The organism is Streptomyces cavernicola, from assembly GCF_029968035.1.
GTDB lineage: Bacteria > Actinomycetota > Actinomycetes > Streptomycetales > Streptomycetaceae > Streptomyces > Streptomyces cavernicola.
The window spans coordinates 56,721-77,295 of record NZ_JASCIQ010000021.1 but is presented as its reverse complement, the minus strand read 5'-3'; the positions used below and the strand labels follow the sequence as shown (position 1 = coordinate 77,295).

The window sequence follows — 20,575 nt, the reverse complement described above, 5'->3', positions numbered from 1 at the left end:
CCGCTCACCGGCACATGCCAGAAGTCACCTGAATTCGACGGTGACCCGCCCGACTCCCTGCCCTGGAAGGGTGAAGGGGCAGTTTGCGGAGGTCTGCGCCCTCTCCCCCGGCATGACGAGCACCCAGCTGGAGTACTGGTCCATGGCCAGGCCGCATACGACGTGGACGCGGAATTCGCCCACCCCATCACCGAGGTTGGTACACCGACCTGCCCCGGTTTCGCCGCCGTTCTGGATCTCGGTCATGCAATCGAAGCGCGGCGCTGACTGAGCGGGTGCAGCAGCGGTGAGCGCGGCTGCACCGGCCAGAAAGCCGACGGCCAGCAGATTGCGGATGCGCTTACGAGTACGCATATGTCCCCCGTTTCTGTGTGCATGACATGTGAGGTGCTGATCTCCAGTATCGACAGGCAGCACCCTCAGGACCAGCGCTCCTTGATTCGACTAACCATCGCGTTGATAGGGAGGTGTGTATGGATCCACCACCGGACAGGTCCTCCATCGAGGCAAGTGGCCGTCCCTCGCCGAGGCGTTCGGTCGGTCTTCCCGACGGCGATGCCCTAGCTGCGGGCGCGCTGTTCGGGTCGCCGAGCGAGCTGCCTTCGAACCACCTTGTCCGCCCTCAACTCCCCGTCCGGTAAGGCGCATTGGCAATCACTCGCGGGCAGTAGCACTTGCGCCGACAAAGCCAAGCGCAACCAACTCGCCATCCTCCGCATGGTGTTCTGCCTTCATCGCGGGACGATGCAGCCAGCTGTTCACCAAGCGCAACGATCCGGCCCGCCACCCTGCAGCACCGCCCGGCAGCACCGCCCGGTCTCAGGGCTTGAGGTCGCTCACCAGGTCCGCCGTGGCTGTCAGGCCGTTCTGGATGGTCGGCGCGAGGCTCGTGCTGGCCAGGTAGAAGCCGAGCAGGACGCACACCACGGCGTGCGAGAGCTTCAGCGCGCCGTTGCGCAGGAACACCACCGCGAGGATCAGCAGCAGCAGGAACACCGAAATCGAAATGGCCATCGCGACACCCTCCTCCGCCACGTCAACTCCGTGGCTCACGGCGGACAGTGTGGCGGAGGGAGGGCGGCGCGCAGGCGAGTGACATGTCCCCCGAACGTGTACGGACGGAAGCTGCCGAACAGGCGTCCCCTCAGCGGTCGTAGGCGTCGAGGAACGCTTCGAGCGCCGCCAGGTCGTCCGTGTTGAGGTGGTCGACGTCGGCGCCGATCAGCTCGGACCAGACCGCGGCGCGCGCCGCGCCCGCCTGGTCGGGCGTGGCCCAGAACCGCACCCGCTGCCCCCGCCCGTGCGCGGCGCCGACGATCGCGTGCAGCTCGGCCCGCTCCGCGGCGGGCATCGGCCCGACGCCCTGCCAGCTGAAGGTGTTGGACCAGTTGTCGCTGATCAGCGGCATGAAGGAGGCGTCGTCCGGGCCGCCGAGGTCGGCCAACCTGCCGTCGTAGAAGGCGTACCGCACGCGCTGCGCGGCCATCGGCTCCCGCGCGGCCCGGTCCCCGGACACGACCACGGTCACGGCCCCGCTCCGCACCCGCCCGTGGTCGTACGCGGTGAGCATGCGGCGGTACGGGGCGAGCCTGCGGTGGAGTTCGAGATATGTGGCGGCGCCCTCGTTCTTCAGGTCGACGAGGAGCTGGACGGGGCGGCCGTACCCCGCGTACACGGAGCCGCCGTTGGCGCGGACTCGGGCCTGCAGCGGGTCCAGGTAGAGGGACTCCAGGGTGCGGGTGGGGTCGAGTTGGCTCGGTTCGTGCGCGACGAGCAGGCGGCCGTCGACGAGGAACACATCGGCCTCGACGCTGGTGAAGCGGTGGTCGAGCGCGTCGAGCAACGGCCGGGTGTGCAGGTAGTCGTTGTGCGCGTGGGCGCGGCGCAGCGGGGGCTCGGTGTGCGCGGCGGCGCGCTGGGCGGGGACGGCGAGCGTACCGACCGCCGCTGCGGCGAGGGTCGTGACGGCTCTGCGGCGCGTGAGGCGGTTCATGCGTGTCTCCCTGACGGCGTCGGCTACGGCGTCAGGGAGTATGCGCCCGATCACGGCTCCAACGGCAGTGCTGTGCACGGGAGTTGGCCGGACGGACGGCCGCGGTTCACTCGCCCGGAGAGGCCCCGAGCCCGTCCCACTCCACGGTCCGGTCGCACCAGCGCCGCAGCAGGACCCGGTCGTGACCCACGGCGAGGAGGCCCGCGCCGCTCTCCGCGCGGTACTCCTCGACCACGGCCACGAGCGCGGCCGTCGTGGAGGCGTCCAGCATCGCCGTCATCTCGTCGCACACCAGCCAGCGCGGCTTCAGGATCAACGCGCGGGCCAGGCAGGCGCGTTGCAGCTGGCCGTCGCTGACCTCGTGCGGGCGGCGGCCGAGCAGTTCGGGGCCGAGGCCGACGCGCTCCGTCAACTCCCGTACGGCGTCCGCGACTTCGGCGGAACGGCCGTTGGCGCGCAGCGGTTCGGCGACCAGGTCGGCGAGGCGCAGGCGCGGGTCGGCGGACAGCCGGGGCTGCTGGAAGACCACGCCGAACGCGGTGCGCTGGGCGCGCGGGGCGCGGTGCCGCCAGCCGCCGGCGGGGGTGCCGTCGATGACGACGCGGCCGGCGTCGGGCCGGTGCAGGAGGGCGGCGACGCGGGCGAGCGTGGACTTGCCGCAGCCGCTGGGGCCGAGCAGGCCGACGGCCTCGCCGGGGGCGACGGTCAGGGAGACGTCCCGGAAGACGGGCGCGCGGCGCTCGTACCCGGCGGTGACGTCCTGGAGTTCAAGCACGCTGGGCCTCCAGGGCGTGGTGGCAGGCGACGCCGTCGACGAGCAGCGGAAGCTCCTCGCAGGCCGGGGTCGCGGACGGGCAGCGCGGGGCGAAGGCGCAGCCCGCGGGCAGGTCGGCCAGCTCGGGCGGCATGCCGGGGATCGGGGTGAACTCCCGCTCGGGCAGGGCGTTCAGGAGGCCCCGCGCGTACGGGTGGCGGGGTCCGGGCTCGCCGAAGAAGGCGCGGGCGTCGGCCTGTTCGACGATGCGGCCCGCGTACATGACGGCGATCCGGTCGGCGATGCGCTCGGCGGCCGCGAGGTCGTGGGTGATCATCAACAGGGCGCGGGTGTCGCCGGTGTGCCGCTTCAGCTCGTCGACGGTGCGCTCCACCAGGTCCCGGTCGAGCCCGGTCGTGGGCTCGTCGGCGAGCAGCAGCGGGGCGTCGCCGATCAGGGCGAGCGCGGTCGCGGCGCGCTGGGCGAGGCCGCCGGACAGTTCGTGCGGGTGCCGGTCGAGGTGGTCGGCGGGGAACGCGGCCCGCTCGGCCGCCGCCACCGCCGCCTTGCGCACGTCCGGCTTCGGCGTTCCGGTCAACTCCCGTACTGTCTCCTCCAGTTGGGAGCGGACCGTGCGTACGGGGGTGAGGTGCGCGGCGGGCGACTGCGGGACGAGCCCGATGCGGCGGCCGCGCACGGTGCGGGCCAGGGTCTGCTCGTCCGCGCTCAGCAGGTCGATGTCCCCGCCGAGCAGGGCGCTGCCCGCGGTCTCGGCGTTGCCGGGGAGCAGCCCGAGCAGCGCGGAGGCGAGCACGGACTTGCCGCAGCCGCTCTCCCCGACCAGGGCCAGGCATTCCCCCGAGCCGAGCTCGAAGTGCGCGTCGCTGACGGCCCGCACGAAGGCGCCGCCGCGCATCCGGAAGCGTACGGAGAGGCCCTGGACGGAGAGGACCGGTGCGGCGGGTGTGGTGTCCGTGGCGGTGGTCACAGCATCAGCTCCGATCGGCGGCGCGGGTTGAGCCGCTCGCGCCAGGCGCCCGCGAGCCCGGCGATGGCCAGGGTGGGGACGATGATGAACAGGCCGGGGAACAGCGTCGGCCACCAGTCGCCGGCGAGCAGCGAGCTGCGGGCGCTCTGCACGAGCGTGCCGAGGCTGGCCTGGTGCGTGGGCAGGCCGAGGCCGAGGAAGGACAGCGCGGACTCGTGCCAGATGGCGTGCGGGATCATCAGGACCGCGGCGAGCCCGGCCTGTGGCAGGACGCCCGGCAGCAGATGGCGCACGGCGACCCGCCACCGGGACGCGCCGCCGGAGATCGCGGCGTCGACGTACGGCCGGGAGCGCAGCGAGAGCACCTCGGAGCGGACGATGCGGGCCGTGGACAGCCAGTGGGTGAGGCCCACGGAGATCACGACGGGCCAGACGCCGGGGCTGAACATCGCCACGATGAAGATGCCGAGCAGCAGGTGCGGCACGGACGAGAACAGGTCGACGAGGCGCATCGCGACCCGGTCGAACCAGCCGCCCGAGGCCGCCGCGGCAGCCCCCACGGCGGTGCCGATGACGGTCGCCACGACGGCGGCGACGAAGCCGACGAGGAGTGAGACGCGCAGCCCGTAGATGCAGCGGAGCAGCAGGTCGCGGCCCACGTCGTCGGTGCCGAACGGGTGGGCGAAGGACGGGGGTTGGAGCTTCGCGGCGAGGTCGACGGCCTGCTCGTCGAGCTGCACGAGCGGCGGCACGATCAACACGGCGAGGACGACGAGCGCGACGATCACGGCGGAGCTGCGCACCCGCCACGCGCGCGTGGAGCGGCGTACCGCACCGACCGGTTTCCAGGTGAGCTCAGCCATCGAATCCCACCCTCGGGTCGGCGAGTCCGTACAGGAGGTCGGAGATCAGGTTGCCGAGCAGCACCGCGATCGTGGCGAGCACGGTGAGCGCGGCGAGCAGCGGGAAGTCCACGGAGGTGGCGGCCTGCACGGTGGCGGCGGCGATGCCGGGCCAGCTGAACACGGTCTCCACGAGCAGCGCGCCCGTGATGAGTTCGGGCACCCGCGAGCCGATCAGGGTGAGCACGGGGAGCAGCCCGGAGCGCAGGGCGTGGCCGAGGAGCACGGTGCGTGCGGCGAGCCCGCGCGCGCGGGCGCCGCGCACCGGGTCCTCCTCCAGGGCGTCGGCCACGCCCTGGCGTACGTAGAGCACGAACCAGGGCAGCTGCGAGATCGCCAGGACCGCGGCGGGCAGTACGAGGTGGCGGGCGACCTGGTCGAAGGTGACGACGGTCGAGCCGGTGTCGGTGAGGCCGCCCGCGGGCAGCACGCCGAGCTCGAGCGCGAACAGCCACATGGCGAGGAGCCCGAGCCAGAACGGCGGGGCGGCTTCCAGGGTGTACGCGAGGGAGGTGACGCCGCGGTCGAACCAGCCGCCCTGGCGGCGGGCGGCGAGGACGCCGAGCGCGCTGCCGACGAGGACGGCCACGGCGAACGCCACGGCGGCGAGCAGCACGGACCAGCCGAGCCGCTCCCCGATGACCTGGGCGACGGGCTGGCGGAGCACCGCCGAGTCGCCGAGGTCACCGGTGACCGCATGGGTCAGCCACTCCCACCAGCGGGTGACTAGCGCCTTGTCCACGCCGAGGTTGACCCGGAGCTGGTCCAGGGTCTCCTGCGAGGCGGTGAGCCCGGCGGTGCCCGCGTACGCCTTGACGGGGTCGAACGGGGAGGCCGCGGCGACGGCGAAGACGCCGAAGGTCACGGCGAGCACGACAGGCACGGCGAACAGGGCCCGCCGTGCCGTCATGCGCGCCATGGGCCCCCAAGGAAGCCTGGCGGTACGGGAGTTCACTTCTTCGGCTGCCAGTCCTCGACGTCCCACCACGGGCCGGAGGCGAGGCCGTGGTCGTGCGGCTCGACCTGCGTGGAGCGCTCGCCGAAGCGGCTGCTCAACACGTACAGGTGGTCGATGTGCGTGAGGAAGGTGTAGCCGGGGTCCTTCACGAGCTCGCGCTGGATCGTGTCGTACGCGGCCTTCCGCTCGCCCTTGTCGTCGGTCTTGCGGGCGTCTTCGAGGGCCTTGTCGACCTTGGCGTTGTCGTACCAGGCCATGTTGTTGAAGCCGTCGCCGGAGAGCTTCGAGGCGAGGAGGCTGTACTGGTCGAAGTCGGGGTCGGCAGGGGAGCCGCCGCCGGCGAGGACCGCGTCGGTCTTCATCCTCGGCTCGATGACCTCCCAGGTGCCGGCCTGCACCTTGACCTCGACGCCGGCCTTCTTGGCGTCGGAGGCGTAGGCGAGGGCGTGGTCCTGGCGGAGCTTGTCGCCGGAGAGGTACCAGAGCGGGAAGGAGGCGCGGCGGCCGTCCTTCTCGCGGATCCCGTCCTTGCCCTTCTTCCAGCCGGCGTCGTCGAGGATCTGCTCGGCCTTCTTCAGGTCGTGCTTCCGCTCGGTGCCCTTGGTGAACCACTCGCTGTCGGTGGGCACGGGCCCGTAGGCCTCCTTGCCCTCGCCGTAGAGGATGGAGTCGACCATGGCCTTGCGGTCCACGGCTACGTCCAGGGCGCGGCGGACGTCGGTGTCGCCGGTGACCTTGTTGTGGGTGGGCAGGGTCACGAGCCGGTAGTCGAAGCTCTTCGCGGTGTACGTCCTCATGCCGCTCTCGCCCTTGAAGCCCTTGGCCAGGTTGGGCGGCAGGATCGCGCCGTCGAGGTCGCCGGAGCGCAGGCGGGTGGCGCGGACGTCGTCGTCCTTGATGATCGCCATGGTGAATTCCTTCACCTTCGGCTCACCGGCCCAGTAGTTCGGGTTGGCCTTGAAGGTGAGCTTCTCGCCCTTGGACCACTTGACCAGCTCGTACGGGCCGGTGCCGATGGGCTTGGTGGTGAACGGGCCGCTGTTCACGTCCTGTTCGCCGGCCACGTGCTCGGGCGCGATGGGCAGCACGGTCCGCTCGGCGAACGGCGCGTAGGGGTACTTGAGATGGAACACCACCTCGCTGTCCCCCTCGGCCTCGACGGACTTCAGCGCGTCCAGCTCGGTCTTGTACGCGTTGTTGGTCTTCTCGTCGAGGATCGTCTCGTACGTGAAGACGACGTCCTTCGCGGTGAACGGCTTCCCGTCGGAGAACTTCACGCCCTCGCGGAGCTTGTACGTGTACGTCCTGCCGCCGTCGGAGACCTTCGGCAGTTCGGCGGCGAGGGCGGGCTGGAGCTCCATGTTCGCGGCGCGGGTGAGCAGCCCGTCGAAGATCTTGGAGTTGCCGTCCTTGCCGTAGCCGAGGAGCGGGCTGAGGCTGTCGGGCTCGTAGGCGATGCCGACGACCGCCGATCCGGACATCGCACCGTCCGGGGACGTCTCACTCGGCGCCGAGCAGGCCGAGGCGGCCAGAGCCAGCGCGGTGACCGCTGCGAGCGCACCGCCCGCTATGCGTATCGATCGGGCCGTCATGCCCACACCCCTGTTCAAGATCAGCCGTTATTGCGAACAGCTCGCAATTATGCCGCACGTAAGCGGGGCGTAATGGGCAGGGGCCGCCTCGGCTCCGTACCGCTCGCCCGCGCGGGGGCCCGCTCGGTAAGTTGATCTTCTCTGGACAGGAAAGGGGGGTGTCATGACCGAGCGCACACCGCAGGAGGGCGAGGCCCGGCCGAGTCCCGTGACGCGCGACCGCAACCCGCTGGAGTACTGGGCCCGCGCGGCGGTCGCCCCGGAAGCGCCCCGTGCCGCTGCGACCCCCGCGGCGCCGCCCGCATCGCCTGCCGCGGCCGAGGCGCAGGAGCACCTGCTCGACGCGATCACACGGGCGACCCGAGCCCTGGACGTGGCGGAGCCGGGCGCGCCCGCGGAACTTGAACGGCTGGCGCGGGCCTATGCGTTGGCGACTTCGAGGTACGCGGGCGGCTGAGTTCGCGCTTGCGTGCGGCCGGCCCGGGTCAGGGGCCGGTGAAGCCGATGCTCTCGCGCCAGCTGAGTTCCTCGATGCCGTCGCCGCCGCTCTTGCGGAAGACGACCCGGTAGCCGCTCCAGGAGAAGCGGGTCCACTCCCAGCGGTCGATGTGGTCGATGGGCTCGACGTCCCAGTCGGTGAGGCCGTCGTCGCCCACGGCGGCGATCGCCGTGTCGGCCGCGGGGTCGTTGCAGCCCACGTCCCAGTGCGCCATGACGGCCACCGTGTCGCCGTACGCGCTGAGTTCGACCGGGCATTCGGTGTCCCCGGGCTCGGCATGGAGCACACGGGGCTTCGACCAGGGCTCGCCCTTCGCGCTCTGGTGCCGCTCGACCAGGCCCTGCTCCGTGAACTCGACGAACACGCGGCGGCCGTCCGCCAGCTCCAACGGCCTGTCCGCGTCGTAGTCGTGACCGTTCGCCGTGGGCTCCTGCGAGGGCCACTCGGCGACGGGAAGCCACACCGCGCCCGCGAGGAACCACACTGCGAGAAACACTGGTGCACGGCGCAGCCGCATCAAAGCCCCCGTTGTCTCCGGCCGCCCTCCGGCCGGGCGACGCCCGCCAACCCTGACACAGGGCCGACGCCGCCCGGCCGCGCGGGGCCACCGGCGACTTACGGCGCCTGCAGATCCACCAGCTCGGCGATCGCCTCCCGGTGCCGGCCCGCCGAGCCGAGGCCCGTCGCGTCGGCCTTGGCGCGCTTGAGGTACAGGTGCACCGGATGCTCCCAGGTCATGCCGATGCCGCCGTGCAGCTGCAGCGCCTCCTCGGCGGCGTGGACGGCCACCGGGGAGCAGTAGGCCTGCGCGAGGGCCGCGGCGAGCGGGGCCTCCGCGCTGTCCGTGGCCAGGGCGTCGGCCGCGTTCCGGGCGGCCGCGCGGGCGTTGACGGTCTCCAGCCAGAGGTCGGCGAGCCGGTGCTTCAGTGCCTGGAACGAGCCGACGGGCCGGTTGAACTGGTGCCGGTCGCGGGTGTAGGCGACGGTCTCCGCCAAACACCAGTCGGCGAGGCCGAGTTGCTCGGAGGCGAGCAGTCCGGCCCCGGCCCGCAGGCCCCGCCGGACCGCCGTGTCCGGGTCCTCGCTGACCGGCTCGCCGCCGCGCGCGCCGTCGAGGGTGACGTCGGTGAGGGGCCGGGTCAGGTCGAAGGAGGTGCGCGGGGTGACGGTGACGCCGTCCTGGTCGGCGGCGAGCGCGTACAGGGCGTCGTCGGTGGCCACGTACAGGAGGTCCGCGCCGGCCGCGTCCGCGACGGCCGTCACCGTGCCGTGCAGCAGCCCGTCGGCGCTGCGGCGCACCCGCGGGTACGGGCCGTGCGGCGCCGTCGCGAACGGCACGACGAGCGCGCCGACAAGCCGCCCGGACGCCAACTCCCCGAGCTGCGCGGCGACTTGGGGCCGCTCCTGCGGGCAGCCGAGCAGCAGCTCGGTGGCGATCACCGCACTGCTCAGATACGGCACGGGCGCCACGGCGCGGCCCAGCTCCTCCAGAACCACCGCCGCCTCGCGGTGCGTGGCTCCCTGGCCGCCGAGCTTCTCCGGTACGAGGAGTCCGGCGAGGCCCATCTCCGTCGCGAGGGCCTTCCACAGCTCGCGGTCGTGCGGCTCGTCGGTCTCGATCCGGGCGAGGACGCCGCCCGCGGTGCAGCGGTCGGTCAGCAAGTCCCGTACCACGGACCGGAGTTCGTCCTCGGTCTCCGAGTAGAGGAGGTCTGCGGAGGTGCTCACCTGGCCAGGTCCTTCCATGCGACGTCCTTGTCGGTGCGCGGCTCGGACGGCAGTCCCAGGACGCGTTCGGCGACGATGTTGAGGAGGACCTCGCTGGTCCCGCCCTCGATGCTGTTGCCCTTGGCGCGCAGATAGCGGTAGCCCGCGTCGCGCCCGGTGAAGTCGACGATGTCGGGCCGGCGCATCGTCCAGTCCTCGTACGACAGGCCCTCCTCGCCGAGGAGTTCGAGCTCCAGGCCGCTGATGCGCTGGTTGAGCCGGGCGAAGCCGAGCTTCATGCCGGAGCCCTCGGGTCCTGGCTGGCCCGCGACGAGCTGCTGGCGAAGGCGTTCGCCGGTGAGCCGGGCGACCTCGGCCTCGACCCACAGCTTCAGCAGCTCCTGGTGCAGGTCGTGGGTGCGCAGCTCGGGGCGCTCGCGCCAGGTCTCCACGACCGGGCCGATCATGCCGCCCTCACGGGGCAGCCGCATGCCGCCGATGGCGACGCGCTCGTTCATCAGCGTGGTCTGCGCGACCCGCCAGCCGTCGCCGACCTCGCCGAGCCGGTGCGCGTCGGGGATGCGCACATCGGAGAGGAACACCTCGTTGAACTCGGCCTCGCCGGTGATCTGCCGCAGCGGCCGCACCTCGACGCCGGGGTCCGTCATGTCGCACACGAAGTAGGTGATGCCGCGGTGCTTCGGCTGGTCGGGGTCGGTGCGGGCGATGAGGATGGCCCACCGGGCGTTGTGCGCGTTGGACGTCCACACCTTCTGCCCGTTGACCACCCAAGCGTCGCCGTCCCGTACGGCACGGGTGCCGAGCGCCGCGAGGTCGGAGCCCGCGCCCGGCTCCGAGAACAGCTGGCACCACACCTCCTCGCCCAGCCACAGCGGCCTGAGCCAGCGCCGCTTCTGCTCCTCGGAGCCGTACGCGAGGACGGTGGGCGCGGCCATGCCGAGGCCGATGCCGATCCGGCGCGGGTCGTTGTCGGGCGCGCCCGCGTCCTCCAACTCGGCGTCCACCACTGCCTGTTGGGCGCGCGGCAGGTCGAGCCCGCCGAGCCCTTCGGGGAAGTGCACCCAGGCGAGCCCGGCGTCGAAGCGGGCTTCGAGGAACGCCTCGCGCGGGGTGCTCGCGGGCGGATGGGCGGCGAGGAACTCCCGTACTCGGTCCTGGAGTTGAGTGTCGTCGAGGGTCATGCCGCGGCTCCTTCCGGTCCGGCCGGGACGATCGCCACGCGGCCGGTGGTGACGCCGTCGGCGACGCGCTGCACGGCGGCGGCCCCGTCCTTCAGCGCGACCCGCTCGCTGACCAGCGGCTTGATCGCGCCCTTGGCGGCGAGTTCGGTGAGCGTGTCGTGGCAGCGGCGGACCGCCTCGGGGTCCTTGGTGTTGTAGAGGCCCCAGTGCAGGCCGACGACCGAGTAGTTCTTGACGAGGGCGTGGTTGAGCGCGGGCGTCGGAATCGCGCCGCTCGCGAAGCCGACGACGAGGATGCGCCCCTCGAAGGCCACGCACTTGGTGGACTTGGCGTACGCGTCGCCGCCCACCGGGTCGTAGACGACGTCCGCGCCACGGCCCCCGGTGGCCTCCTTCACGACGGAGATCAGGTCGTCGGAGCGTCGGTCGATGACCACGTCGCAGCCCAACTCCTCGGCCACGCGCGCCTTTTCGGGCCCGCCCACGACGCCGATGACCTGCGCGCCCGCGGCCTTGCCGAGCTGCACGGCGGCCGAGCCGACGCCACCGGCGGCCGCGTGCACGAGCAGCGTCTCGCCGGGCTGCAGCGCGGCCCGCCGGTGCAGGCCGAACCAGCCGGTCTGGTAGCCGATGTGCAGCGCCGCGGCCTCGGCGTCGTCGAGCGCGTCGGGCGCGGGCAGCAGGGCGGCCGCGTCGGCCACCGCATACTCGGCGAAGCCGCCGTACGGCAGGGCCGGGTTGGCGAGCACACGGCGGCCGTCCTCGGTCTCGCCGCAGATCTCCACGCCGGGCGTGAACGGCAGCGGCGGCCGGACCTGGTACTGGCCGCGGCAGAGCAGTGCGTCCGGGAAGTTGATGTTGGCCGCCCGCACCTTGAGCAGCACCTGCCCCGCACCGGGCGTGGGCGCGTCCGTCTCTTCCAGGCGCATCACCTCGCCGGGCTCGCCGTTCTCGTGCACTCGCCATGCCTGCATGCGGGGCCTCCACGGAGGGGTCGTAGAACCGGACTCGACCGCATACTAAGCGGTCGCTTGCCTCCTGGGAACCCGTGCCGAGCGCATCCGCGGCTACTTTTTCGCCGTCGGCTTCGCCCGTACGTGCATCCGCTCGCCCTGCGGCCCGAAGAGGCTGAGGAACTCCACGCCGCCGTCGCCCGCCGGACCGAACCAGTGCGGAAGGCGGCAGTCGAACTCGGCGGCCTCTCCGGTGCCGAGCACCACGTCATGGTCGGCGAGCAGCAGCCGGAGCCTGCCGGAGAGGACGTACAGCCACTCGTACCCCTCGTGCGTGCGCTGCTCCGGCACCTCGGTGAGCTGCGGGATCACCACCTTGTACGCCTGCAGGCCGCCGGGCTGGCGGGTCAGCGGCACCATCGTGCGGCCGCCGCGCACGATCGGCTTGGCCCGGACGCGCGGGTCGCCCACGGGCGGGGCGCCGACGAGCTCGTCCAGCGGGACCTGGTGGGCGCGGGCGATGGGCAGCAGCAGTTCCAGGCTGGGCTTGCGGTGGCCGGACTCCAGGCGGGACAGCGTGCTGACGGAGATCCCGGTGGCCTCGGAGAGCCCCGCGAGGGTGGCCCCCCGCTCCTTGCGGATCCGACGGAGCCGGGGGCCGACCTCGGCGAGGACGTCCTCCGTCCCCTCGGGGGCGGGCGGCTCGTCGTGCGGATGGGCGTGCGGGGTGCGCTGCGGCTCTGAGGTCATGCGGTCATTGCAGTTTCGGCAAGTGGGCTTGTCAAGACGGCCATGCGGTGGGGCGGGGCCGTCCTCGTCGAGACAGCGCCGTTCGCGTACGCCCATGGACCTTTGCGGCGCGCCCCGCTATCGATGCCCCATGACGGACTCGACGCACCCGCCAAGACTCCCCGGACTGCCCGCCCCTCCCCCGCTCGGCGCGAGTGCCCTGCCTCCCGGTACGTACGAGGGGAGCCGGGTGCTCGTGACGGGCGGCGGGACCGGGCTCGGCAAAGCGGTGGCCGCGGAGTTCGCGCGGCTCGGCGCGGACCTGGCGATCGCGAGCCGAGACCCCGCGCACCTGCGCGCCGCCGAACACGAACTCGGCGCGTTCAGCGGCGAGGTGACGATGCATCAGTGCGACATCCGGGACCCGGACCGGATCGCGGCCGTCGTCGACGAGGTCGCGGCGACCGGCAGCCTCCCGGACGTCCTGGTCAACAACGCCGCCGCGAACTTCCCCGTACCGGCCGAGGACATGTCGCCGAACGCCTGGCGCTCGGTCGTCGACATCACGCTCAACGGCACGTTCTACATGACCCGCGAGTTCGGCCGCCGCCACCTCGCCGCGGGCACCCCGGCCTCGATCATCGCCGTGGGCGCCTCGTACGCGTGGACGGGCGGGCCCGGCTTCGCGCACAGTGCGGCGGCCAAGGCGGGCGTGAAGAACCTGGTGGAGACGCTCGCCGTGGAGTGGGGCCCGTACGGGCTGCGGGTGAACGGGCTCGTGCCAGGCCTGATGCCGCACGCGGACATGACGGCCGACATCCAGGAGGGCCTGGAGAGCTCGCACGGCGACCGGGATCTGCGCCAGCCTGCTCTACGGGTGGGCGCGCCGAGGGAGTTGGGCTGGGCGGCGACGTTCCTGGCCTCGCCGTACGCCCGGTTCGTCAACGGGCACACGCTCGTCGTGGACGGGGCGAACTGGCAGCGGCGGGACGTGGTGGGGGCGCCGGTGACGCCGGTGCGGGAGCAGTTGGGGCGGGGGCCGTTCGCGCCCTGAAGGTGGCGCTCGCTCACGTGCCGTCGAACTTCGGGGTTCTGCGGGCCGCTTTCGCCGCGTACCCCTCGCGGACGTCCTGGGAGGTGAGGGTGACGGCGGCGGACATCGCGGTGCGGTCGAGGGCGGCGGTGAGACCCGCGTCCGCGAAGGCGTCGACGTCGCGCTTGATTCCCTGCACGGCGAGCGGGGCGTTGGCGGCGATCTCGACGGCGAGTTCGCGGGCGGTGCGCTCCAACTCACCTGTCTCTACGCTGAGTTGGACGAGGTTGAGCCGTTCCGCCGTGGCCGCGTCGATACGGCGGCCGGTCAGGGCGAGGAGTTTCGCCCAGCCCGCGCCGGCCTCGCGGGCGATGCGCAGATCGCCGCCCGCGTCCACGGCCACGCCCAGCTGGGCCTCGGGCAGGGCGAACACCGCGTCGTCGGCGGCGACCCGGACATCGGCCATCAGGGCCAGCTCGAAGCCGAAGCCCAAGCAGTAGCCCTGCACGGCGGCGACGATGGGCTGCGGCAGCGTCGCGAAGTCGGCGAAGCGCTCGTGCACCCAGCGGATGCCCTCGTAGTAGTTGCGGGTGCGCTCCGCCGGGGAGCGGCCGGTGATCGCGCCGCCCGGCGCCGTGACGTCGATGCCCGCGCAGAACGCCCGCCCCTCGGCGCGCAGCAGCACCGCCCTGATGGAGTCGTCGAAGCGGATGCGGTCGGCCATGAGGCCGAGCTGCCGGGTCGACTCCCAGCTCCAGCCGTTGAGTTGCCGCGGCCGGCAGAGGGTGAGGACGCCGATGCCGTCCTCGACGTGGAGGCGCAGGCGCTCCTCACCCTCCGGGATGTCCGTGCCGATGGTGTCGATCACGCCGCCGCCCCCTTACGTCTTTGACGGTCCGTCAAGAAGCGGCGTCAGGTTAATGGTTGCGGCTCAACGGCTGAAGACCTCGAACCCGACCGCGGGGCGGCCGCCGAAGCGGTCGGCGACCTGCGAGGTGCCCATGTCGAGGATCGAGCGCGCGTACGCCTCCGGGTCCTCGTCCGTCAACGCCTCGATGTACGCACGGTGTTCGAGCAGCGAACGCACCCCTCGCTCATAGCCGGGCCCCGCGTCCTGGGCGTGCGTCGGGGTGTCCGAGCCGGCGACCGCCACCCAGCGCACCCCGTTCCACGGCTCCAGGCCCTGCTCGATCAGCTCGGAGAAGATCCAGCGGTTGCCCGCGTCGCCCACGGCGTCGAGAGTGGCGCGGCCGACGGCGACGTGGTCGGGGGTGTTCCAGTACGCGCCGCCCGCCCAGGTCTCGCGGTGGTTGAGGGTGATGACGAGCTCGGGCCGGTGGCGGCGTACGGCGGCGGCGATGTCGCGACGCAGGTCGATGCCGTACTCGATGACGCCGTCGCGGTGGTTGAGGAACTCGACCTCCGACACGCCCACGACGGCGGCGGAGGCCCGCTGCTCGCGTTCGCGCAGCGGGGCGCACTCGGTGGGCGGACAGGTGTCGATGCCGGCTTCGCCGCGGGTGGCGAGGACGTAGGTGACGTCTCGCCCGCCGTCCGTCCAGTGCGCGATGGCTGCGGCGCAGCCGTACTCGAGGTCGTCCGGGTGGGCGACTACGGCGAGGGCGCGCTGCCAGTTCTCGGGCATGGGCTTCAACTGATCGGTCATGGGGGCAGGTTATGTCCCTGCGGACCTGCACGGTCGACGGCCCTGCGGACCGCCCCGGGGCTGCCGCCCCCGGCCTCCGCTTCGGGGCTCCGCCCCGGACCCCGTTTTGGATCCCCACCCCGCCCCTTCCCGGCTGTGTCCGATATGCGGCTGCCGCCGCGTGGCTGCCGTCGGCCCCTGGGGGCCAGCCCCCAGACCCCCGCTCCTCAAACGCCGGAGGGGCTAATTTTGGGCGGCGAGACGTGCCCCTTTAGGGGCGCGGGGAACTGCGCGAGCAACCACAACGGCGCTGCAGCCGGATGACGGCCGGGATCCGGGGCGGAGCCCCGGAAAGGGGGCCGGGGGCTGCCGCCCCCGGGTCAGAGGTCGTCGCGGGTCAGGGCGAGGAGACGGTCCAGGACGCGCCCCCCGCTCGCCCGCACCCCATCATGCTCGAACTCGTTCGTGACCCAAGCCCGCAGCCCGCGGATCGCCTCGGCCGTGGCCAGAGAGTGGGCCGTGTCGACGTACAGGTCGTCGTGGTAGATCGCCGCCGCAGCCGGCACCGCGTTCCCCGAAAGACGCGACGCGTCGTACAACGGGGCCCAGTCCGCGCGGGACGCGAGGAGTTCGGCCGTCTCGCGGAGCGGCGCCAGGGACGGGTCGACGTCGAAGTGCCAGGGATGCACCGTCTCCCCGGTGAAGAGCAACGGCGCGTCCCCCGCCAGCGTGCGCTCCGCGTCGAACTCCGGGAACTCGCCCCGCACCCGCTGCGCCGACCACTCGGTGGGCCGACCGCCCTGGGCGTAGATCGCCTCGTGCACGAGCGCGTAGAGGGGATGGCCCGCGTACGAGAGGAGGGCGTGCGCCTCTTCCCGGAAGGCGTCGGCGAGTTCGTGGCCGTCCGGGGTGCGGACGAACGCGTTCTCCAGGAGGAAGTGCAGCCGGTGGCTGCCCTCGCCGGAGCCGAGCAGGATGCCCAGGGACTGGAACGCCTCGACCGTCAGCCGGTAGCCGCCGCCGAGCGTCACCGGGCCGTGCTCGGCGAGGTGCGCGGCGATGCGGCGGGCGCGCTCCACGTCCTGCGGGTAGCGCGCGTAGTGCGCCTCGACCTTGCGGCGCATGCGCGGGTACGCCGCCCGGTACACGTCGTCGGCGTGCGCGTCGAGGGACGGCAGGCCGCCGGTGAACAGGGCGGTGCGCACGCCCTCGGGCGCGGTGGACAGGTAGTGCGTGAGGCAGAACCCGCCGAAGCTCTGGCCGAGGACCGTCCACGGGGCGCCCCCGGTGAGCCGCGCCCTGATCGTCTCGCAGTCCCGGACGATGGCGTCGGCCCTGAAGTGCGCCAGGCAGTCGGCCTGTTCGCGCGGTCCGCCGCGCAGCGGCAGCGTCTGGCGGTTGGCGGGGGTGGAGCGGCCGGTGCCGCGCTGGTCGAGGAGCAGCACCCGGTACTCCTTGAGCGCGCGGCCGAGCCACGCCTGCCGTCCCACGAAGCGGCGCGCCCCGAAGCCGGGGCCGCCCTCCAGGTAGAGCAGCCACGGCAGTTCGGCGTCGGCCCGGTCGCTCGCGACGACCTCCCGCGCGTACACCTCGATCCGCTCGCCGTCGGGCCTCGCGTGGTCGAGGGGTACGTCGAAGGTGTGGTCGGTGAGGACGACGCCGGGCTGACGGTAGCTGGTCAAGGGGGCTCCTTACTTCTGCGGCGGCCTGCAACGTATCAACGCGGCGCGATCGCCTCGCACCGCGGAACGACGGCCCCGCGACAACGACGGCTCCGCGACGCGGAACGATCCCGTCCGACTCCTCCCCAGCGCCCGCCCGCACGCGTACGCTGCGGCACATCCGATGATCGTCGCGGAAGGAGACGCATGCGTGTCGCCCTGTTCCTGACCTGCGTCAACGACACTCTCTATCCGGACACGGGCAGGGCCGTGGTGAAACTCCTGGAGCGGCTCGGCGTCGACGTCGACTTCCCCTCGGGGCAGACCTGTTGCGGTCAGGCGCACTACAACACCGGCTACCGGCACGGCGCCGAGCCGCTCGCCCGGCACTTCGCGGAGGTCTTCGCCGGGTACGACGCGATCGTGACGCCGTCCGGCTCGTGCGGGGCGATGGTGCGGGAGCTGTACCCGCGGATGGGGGCGCGGGCCCGCGCGGAGGGCCGCGGCGAGTCCCTCACCCGGGCGCTCGCCCCCGTGGTGCCGAAGACGTACGAGCTGACCGAGTTCCTCGTCGACGTGCTCGGCGTGACGGACGTCGGCGCGTACTACCCGCACAAGGTGACGTACCACCCGACCTGCCACGGGCTGCGCTCGCTCGGCCTCGGCGAGCGGCCGACGCGGCTGCTCGCGCAGGTGCGCGGCCTCGAACTGGTCGAGCTGCCGGGCGCCGAGGAGTGCTGCGGCTTCGGCGGCACGTTCTCCGTGAAGAACCCGGACGTGTCGGCGGCGATGGGGCTCGACAAGGTGCGGGCGGCCGAGTCGACCGGGGCCGGGGTGCTGTGCGCGGCCGACAACTCCTGCCTGATGCACATCGGCGGCACGATGACCCGCCTGCGCAGCGGGATGCGGCCGGTGCACATCGCGGAGATCCTGGCGAGCACGGAAGAGGAGCAACTCACGTGACACATACGTTCGTCGGCATGCCCGCCTTCCCGAAGGCCGCGCACGACGCCGTACGGGACACCACCCTGCGCGGCAATCTGCGGCACGCCACGCACACCATCCGCGCCAAACGCGCCAAGGCCGTCGCCGAGTTGGAGGACTGGGAGCGGCTGCGCGAGGCGGGCAAGCAGATCAAGGATCATACGCTCCGTCACCTCGACCGGTATCTGGTGCAGTTGGAGGAGTCCGTGACCCGCGCGGGCGGCACCGTGCACTGGGCGGCCGACGCGGACGAGGCCAACCGGATCGTCGCGGGGCTCGTACGGGCGACCGGCGAGCGCGAGGTCGTCAAGGTCAAGTCGATGGCCACACAGGAGATCGGCCTCAACGAGGCGCTCGCCGAGGAGGGCATCACCGCGTACGAGACCGATCTGGCCGAGTTGATCGTGCAGTTGGGGGACGACCGGCCCAGCCACATCCTCGTCCCCGCGATCCACCGCAACCGGGGCGAGATCCGCGACATCTTCGCCCGCACCATGAGCGAGTGGGGCCGCCCCGCGCCCGACGACCTCACGGACACGCCCGCCGAGCTCGCGGAGGCGGCACGCCTTCATCTGCGGGAGAAGTTCCTGCGCGCCAAGGTCGGCATATCGGGGGCCAACTTCATGGTCGCCGAGACCGGCACGCTCGTCGTCGTCGAGTCCGAGGGCAACGGGCGGATGTGCCTGACGCTTCCCGAGACGCTGATCTCCGTCGTCGGCATCGAGAAGCTGGTGCCGACCTGGCGGGACCTGGAGGTGTTCCTGCAGACCCTGCCGCGCTCGTCGACGGCCGAGCGGATGAACCCGTACACGTCGATGTGGACCGGGACGAGGGACGGTCTCACCGGAGAAGGCGACGGGCCGCGGAACTTCCACCTCGTCCTGCTCGACAACGGCCGCACCGACACCCTCGCCGACGAGGTCGGCCGCCAGGCCCTGCGCTGCATCCGCTGCTCGGCGTGCCTGAACGTCTGCCCGGTGTACGAGCGGGCCGGCGGGCATGCGTACGGCTCGGTCTACCCGGGGCCGATCGGGGCGATCCTCAGCCCTCAACTCCGGGGCACGGCAAGCGAGATCGATGCTTCGCTGCCGTACGCCTCGTCGCTGTGCGGGGCCTGCTACGAGGTGTGCCCGGTCGCGATCGACATCCCGGAGGTGCTTGTGCATCTGCGGGAGCGGGTGGTGCAGGGCGGGCCGGTCACGCGGCGCGGCGCGAAGGTCACGCTGCAGCCCGCGAAGGGGCACGCCGCCGAGCGGGCCGCGATGCGCGCCGCCGCCTTCGCGTTCACGCATCCGGGCGCGCTCGCCGCGGGCCAGCGCCTCGCCGCCCGCACCCGCCGCTTCCATCCGCGGCGGCTGCCGGGGCCCGGCCGGGCGTGGAGCGACAGCAGGGCCGTGCCGAAGGTGCCCGCGGAGCCGTTCCGTGACTGGTGGCGGCGTACGCGCGGCGAGACGGGAGGAGACAGGTGAGCAGCAGGGACGTCATCCTGAACCGGATCCGCAGGGCGCTGAACGGCTCCCCCGGCGCCTCAGACGGCCCCGGCGGCTCCGGCGCCCCCGGTGCGGAAGAGCCGGTCGACCGCTCGTATCTGACGGAGCACGGCGCGCGCAGTACCGAGGAGACCGTCGAGCTGCTGGCGGAGAACCTCGCCGACTACCGGGCCATCGTGCACCGCAGCGACGCGGACGGGCTCGCGGAGTTGCTCGCGCGGCTCCTCGCGGTGCGCGGCGCGCGCAGCGTCGTCGTACCGCCGGGTCTCGACGCGTCCTGGCTGAAGGCGGCGGACCCGGTGCGGGTGCACGACCGGGCGGAGCTGACGCCGCAGCAGCTGGACGAGGTGGACAGTGTGGTCACGGGCTGCGCGGTGGCCGTCGCCGAGACCGGCACGATCGTGTTGGACGGCTCGCCCGATCAGGGCCGGCGCCGCAGCACGCTCGTGCCCGACCACCACATCTGTGTCGTACGCGTCCCGGACCAGGTGGTGTCGTCCGTGCCGCAGGCGCTGCAGCGGCTCGATCCCGTGCGGCCGCTGACGTGGATCTCGGGCCCGTCCGCGACCAGCGACATCGAGCTGGACCGGGTGGAGGGGGTGCACGGGCCGCGCACCCTGGAGGTGGTTCTGCTGAGCGGCGCCTGAGGTCTCCGCCGCTCGGTCGACGCGGACGCGCGAGGGGTCGGACGGGGAGAGGTCGGGTTCGAGTCGGTTTCGGGTGCGTAGGGGCTGGGGCGCGGTCGGAGTACCGGCCCAAGTGACGTTTGGAGAGGGTACGTTGGGCAGGATCGGTCCTTGTGAAGAAAAAGGACCGCATCTCCTGGATCGCCCTGGCCGCCGGGCTGCTGATCGCCGGCACCGCGTGGACGACACTCCGGATCGCTGACGACGCCACCGAGACCAGCGTCGGAAAAGCCCCGAAGCCGACCTCGGACGTCCATGTGGACCCGCTGGAGAAGGGCCAGATCCTGGCCGCCGACCGGTGGCCGAACGCGTGTGCCCTGGTGACCCAGGAGGACGTCGAGGCGATCCTTCCCGATGCCGAGGAGATCCGGGAAGAGCCGCCGCTCGGCGTCTACACGCCCTCCATCAAGGAGTTCGCCGCGGACTCCTCGTGGAAGGAGAGCGAGAACGCCACGTACGGCAGGTGCGAGTACGTCATGGAACTGCCGGGCGAGACGTTCACGGCCACCCGCGTGTGGGTTCGGGTCGACGCCGTGGCCGACCCCGAGCTCATCGCCCGCTACTTCGACAAGGCCGCCCCCGTCTCCCACCAGCGCTTCGGCACCGACGGCTGCGCCAACGACGGTGGCCTGGAGGACAGTTGGACCTGCCGCAAGGGTCCGTTGATGTTCACGGTCGGCGGGCAGACCACCGCGACGTTCGAGGGCCGGATGGACGCGACTCCCACTGCCTGGCGTGACGACGTGGGCCCCGAGTTCGTACGGGCAGTCGCAGCGAAGCTCGGCTAGGTCGTGTCCGG

The 20,575-nt window shown here is 72.4% G+C and carries 22 protein-coding genes; 6 read left to right on the top strand and 16 right to left on the bottom strand.

The features are described from left to right. Positions 1 to 24 precede the first annotated feature (24 nt). The 8 genes from QIS96_RS20630 to QIS96_RS20595 all read right to left on the bottom strand — a co-directional run bounded on the left by QIS96_RS20630 (position 25) and on the right by QIS96_RS20595 (position 7,187). Positions 25 to 354, bottom strand: coding sequence for a hypothetical protein (locus QIS96_RS20630; protein ID WP_282544137.1), 330 nt, complete (start codon positions 352 to 354; stop codon positions 25 to 27). A 465-nt stretch (positions 355 to 819) separates the two neighbouring features. After that, complete coding sequence (locus QIS96_RS20625) at positions 820 to 1,014, bottom strand: hypothetical protein (protein ID WP_282544136.1); 195 nt, start codon at positions 1,012 to 1,014, stop codon at positions 820 to 822. A gap of 130 nt (positions 1,015 to 1,144) precedes the next feature. Further along, positions 1,145 to 1,993, bottom strand: a complete 849-nt coding sequence (locus QIS96_RS20620; RefSeq protein ID WP_282544135.1) for a phosphatidylinositol-specific phospholipase C/glycerophosphodiester phosphodiesterase family protein — start codon at positions 1,991 to 1,993, stop codon at positions 1,145 to 1,147. Between the two features lie 106 nt (positions 1,994 to 2,099). Then, on the bottom strand, positions 2,100 to 2,768 hold the full coding sequence (locus QIS96_RS20615; protein ID WP_282544134.1) for an ABC transporter ATP-binding protein: 669 nt from the start codon (positions 2,766 to 2,768) through the stop codon (positions 2,100 to 2,102). Further along, a complete protein-coding gene (locus QIS96_RS20610) occupies positions 2,761 to 3,663 on the bottom strand; it encodes an ABC transporter ATP-binding protein (RefSeq protein WP_282544201.1) in 903 nt (300 codons plus the stop codon). Before QIS96_RS20610 ends, QIS96_RS20615 begins: the two co-directional genes overlap by 8 nt. Before the next feature lie 68 nt (positions 3,664 to 3,731). Next, positions 3,732 to 4,598 (bottom strand): ABC transporter permease, encoded by an 867-nt coding sequence (locus QIS96_RS20605; RefSeq protein ID WP_282544133.1) that lies wholly within the window; start codon positions 4,596 to 4,598, stop codon positions 3,732 to 3,734. Continuing rightward, positions 4,591 to 5,556 (bottom strand): ABC transporter permease, encoded by a 966-nt coding sequence (locus QIS96_RS20600; RefSeq protein ID WP_282544132.1) that lies wholly within the window; start codon positions 5,554 to 5,556, stop codon positions 4,591 to 4,593. The genes QIS96_RS20605 and QIS96_RS20600 overlap by 8 nt, the downstream gene beginning before the upstream one ends. A 32-nt stretch (positions 5,557 to 5,588) precedes the next feature. Next, on the bottom strand, positions 5,589 to 7,187 hold the full coding sequence (locus tag QIS96_RS20595; protein WP_282544131.1) for an ABC transporter substrate-binding protein: 1,599 nt from the start codon (positions 7,185 to 7,187) through the stop codon (positions 5,589 to 5,591). Between the two features lie 163 nt (positions 7,188 to 7,350). Between QIS96_RS20595 and QIS96_RS20590 the strand changes: the two genes are divergently transcribed. Next, positions 7,351 to 7,644 (top strand): hypothetical protein, encoded by a 294-nt coding sequence (locus QIS96_RS20590; protein ID WP_282544130.1) that lies wholly within the window; start codon positions 7,351 to 7,353, stop codon positions 7,642 to 7,644. A gap of 28 nt (positions 7,645 to 7,672) precedes the next feature. Here QIS96_RS20590 and QIS96_RS20585 read toward each other — a convergent pair whose 3' ends face one another. The 5 genes from QIS96_RS20585 to QIS96_RS20565 all read right to left on the bottom strand — a co-directional run bounded on the left by QIS96_RS20585 (position 7,673) and on the right by QIS96_RS20565 (position 12,298). Further along, positions 7,673 to 8,182, bottom strand: a complete 510-nt coding sequence (locus QIS96_RS20585; RefSeq protein ID WP_282544129.1) for a hypothetical protein — start codon at positions 8,180 to 8,182, stop codon at positions 7,673 to 7,675. 119 nt (positions 8,183 to 8,301) lie between these two features. Beyond that, positions 8,302 to 9,432, bottom strand: a complete 1,131-nt coding sequence (locus QIS96_RS20580; protein ID WP_282544128.1) for an acyl-CoA dehydrogenase family protein — start codon at positions 9,430 to 9,432, stop codon at positions 8,302 to 8,304. Beyond that, a complete protein-coding gene (locus tag QIS96_RS20575; protein ID WP_282544127.1) occupies positions 9,411 to 10,595 on the bottom strand; it encodes an acyl-CoA dehydrogenase family protein in 1,185 nt (394 codons plus the stop codon). Before QIS96_RS20575 ends, QIS96_RS20580 begins: the two co-directional genes overlap by 22 nt. Beyond that, entirely contained in the window at positions 10,592 to 11,569 is a 978-nt protein-coding gene (locus QIS96_RS20570; RefSeq protein WP_282544126.1) for an NADPH:quinone oxidoreductase family protein, read from the bottom strand. The genes QIS96_RS20575 and QIS96_RS20570 overlap by 4 nt, the downstream gene beginning before the upstream one ends. A 93-nt stretch (positions 11,570 to 11,662) precedes the next feature. Next, complete coding sequence (locus tag QIS96_RS20565) at positions 11,663 to 12,298, bottom strand: helix-turn-helix domain-containing protein (protein WP_282544125.1); 636 nt, start codon at positions 12,296 to 12,298, stop codon at positions 11,663 to 11,665. Positions 12,299 to 12,428: 130 nt separating this feature from the next. On the opposite strand from QIS96_RS20565, the gene QIS96_RS20560 reads away from it, so the two are divergent. Next, positions 12,429 to 13,331 carry an SDR family oxidoreductase gene (locus QIS96_RS20560; protein ID WP_282544124.1) on the top strand — a complete coding sequence of 301 codons (903 nt, stop codon included), beginning with the start codon at positions 12,429 to 12,431 and terminating at the stop codon, positions 13,329 to 13,331. A 13-nt stretch (positions 13,332 to 13,344) separates the two neighbouring features. On the opposite strand, the gene QIS96_RS20555 is transcribed toward QIS96_RS20560, so the two are convergent. From QIS96_RS20555 to QIS96_RS20545, 3 genes are all read right to left on the bottom strand, one after another. After that, positions 13,345 to 14,178: an enoyl-CoA hydratase/isomerase family protein gene (locus QIS96_RS20555; RefSeq protein ID WP_282544123.1), complete on the bottom strand. Its 834-nt coding sequence runs from the start codon at positions 14,176 to 14,178 to the stop codon at positions 13,345 to 13,347. A 63-nt stretch (positions 14,179 to 14,241) separates the two neighbouring features. After that, positions 14,242 to 14,976: a PIG-L deacetylase family protein gene (locus QIS96_RS20550; RefSeq protein WP_282544122.1), complete on the bottom strand. Its 735-nt coding sequence runs from the start codon at positions 14,974 to 14,976 to the stop codon at positions 14,242 to 14,244. Between the two features lie 359 nt (positions 14,977 to 15,335). Beyond that, complete coding sequence (locus QIS96_RS20545) at positions 15,336 to 16,637, bottom strand: alpha/beta fold hydrolase (RefSeq protein WP_282544121.1); 1,302 nt, start codon at positions 16,635 to 16,637, stop codon at positions 15,336 to 15,338. 186 nt (positions 16,638 to 16,823) lie between these two features. Between QIS96_RS20545 and QIS96_RS20540 the strand changes: the two genes are divergently transcribed. The 4 genes from QIS96_RS20540 (at position 16,824) to QIS96_RS20525 (ending at position 20,564) form a co-directional block, all read left to right on the top strand. Continuing rightward, positions 16,824 to 17,579, top strand: a complete 756-nt coding sequence (locus tag QIS96_RS20540; protein ID WP_282544120.1) for a (Fe-S)-binding protein — start codon at positions 16,824 to 16,826, stop codon at positions 17,577 to 17,579. Next, entirely contained in the window at positions 17,576 to 19,069 is a 1,494-nt protein-coding gene (locus QIS96_RS20535; protein ID WP_282544119.1) for a LutB/LldF family L-lactate oxidation iron-sulfur protein, read from the top strand. Before QIS96_RS20540 ends, QIS96_RS20535 begins: the two co-directional genes overlap by 4 nt. Further along, positions 19,066 to 19,737, top strand: coding sequence for a LutC/YkgG family protein (locus QIS96_RS20530; RefSeq protein WP_282544118.1), 672 nt, complete (start codon positions 19,066 to 19,068; stop codon positions 19,735 to 19,737). The genes QIS96_RS20535 and QIS96_RS20530 overlap by 4 nt, the downstream gene beginning before the upstream one ends. A gap of 152 nt (positions 19,738 to 19,889) precedes the next feature. Then, complete coding sequence (locus tag QIS96_RS20525; RefSeq protein ID WP_282544117.1) at positions 19,890 to 20,564, top strand: hypothetical protein; 675 nt, start codon at positions 19,890 to 19,892, stop codon at positions 20,562 to 20,564. The last annotated feature ends 11 nt before the right edge of the window (positions 20,565 to 20,575 follow it).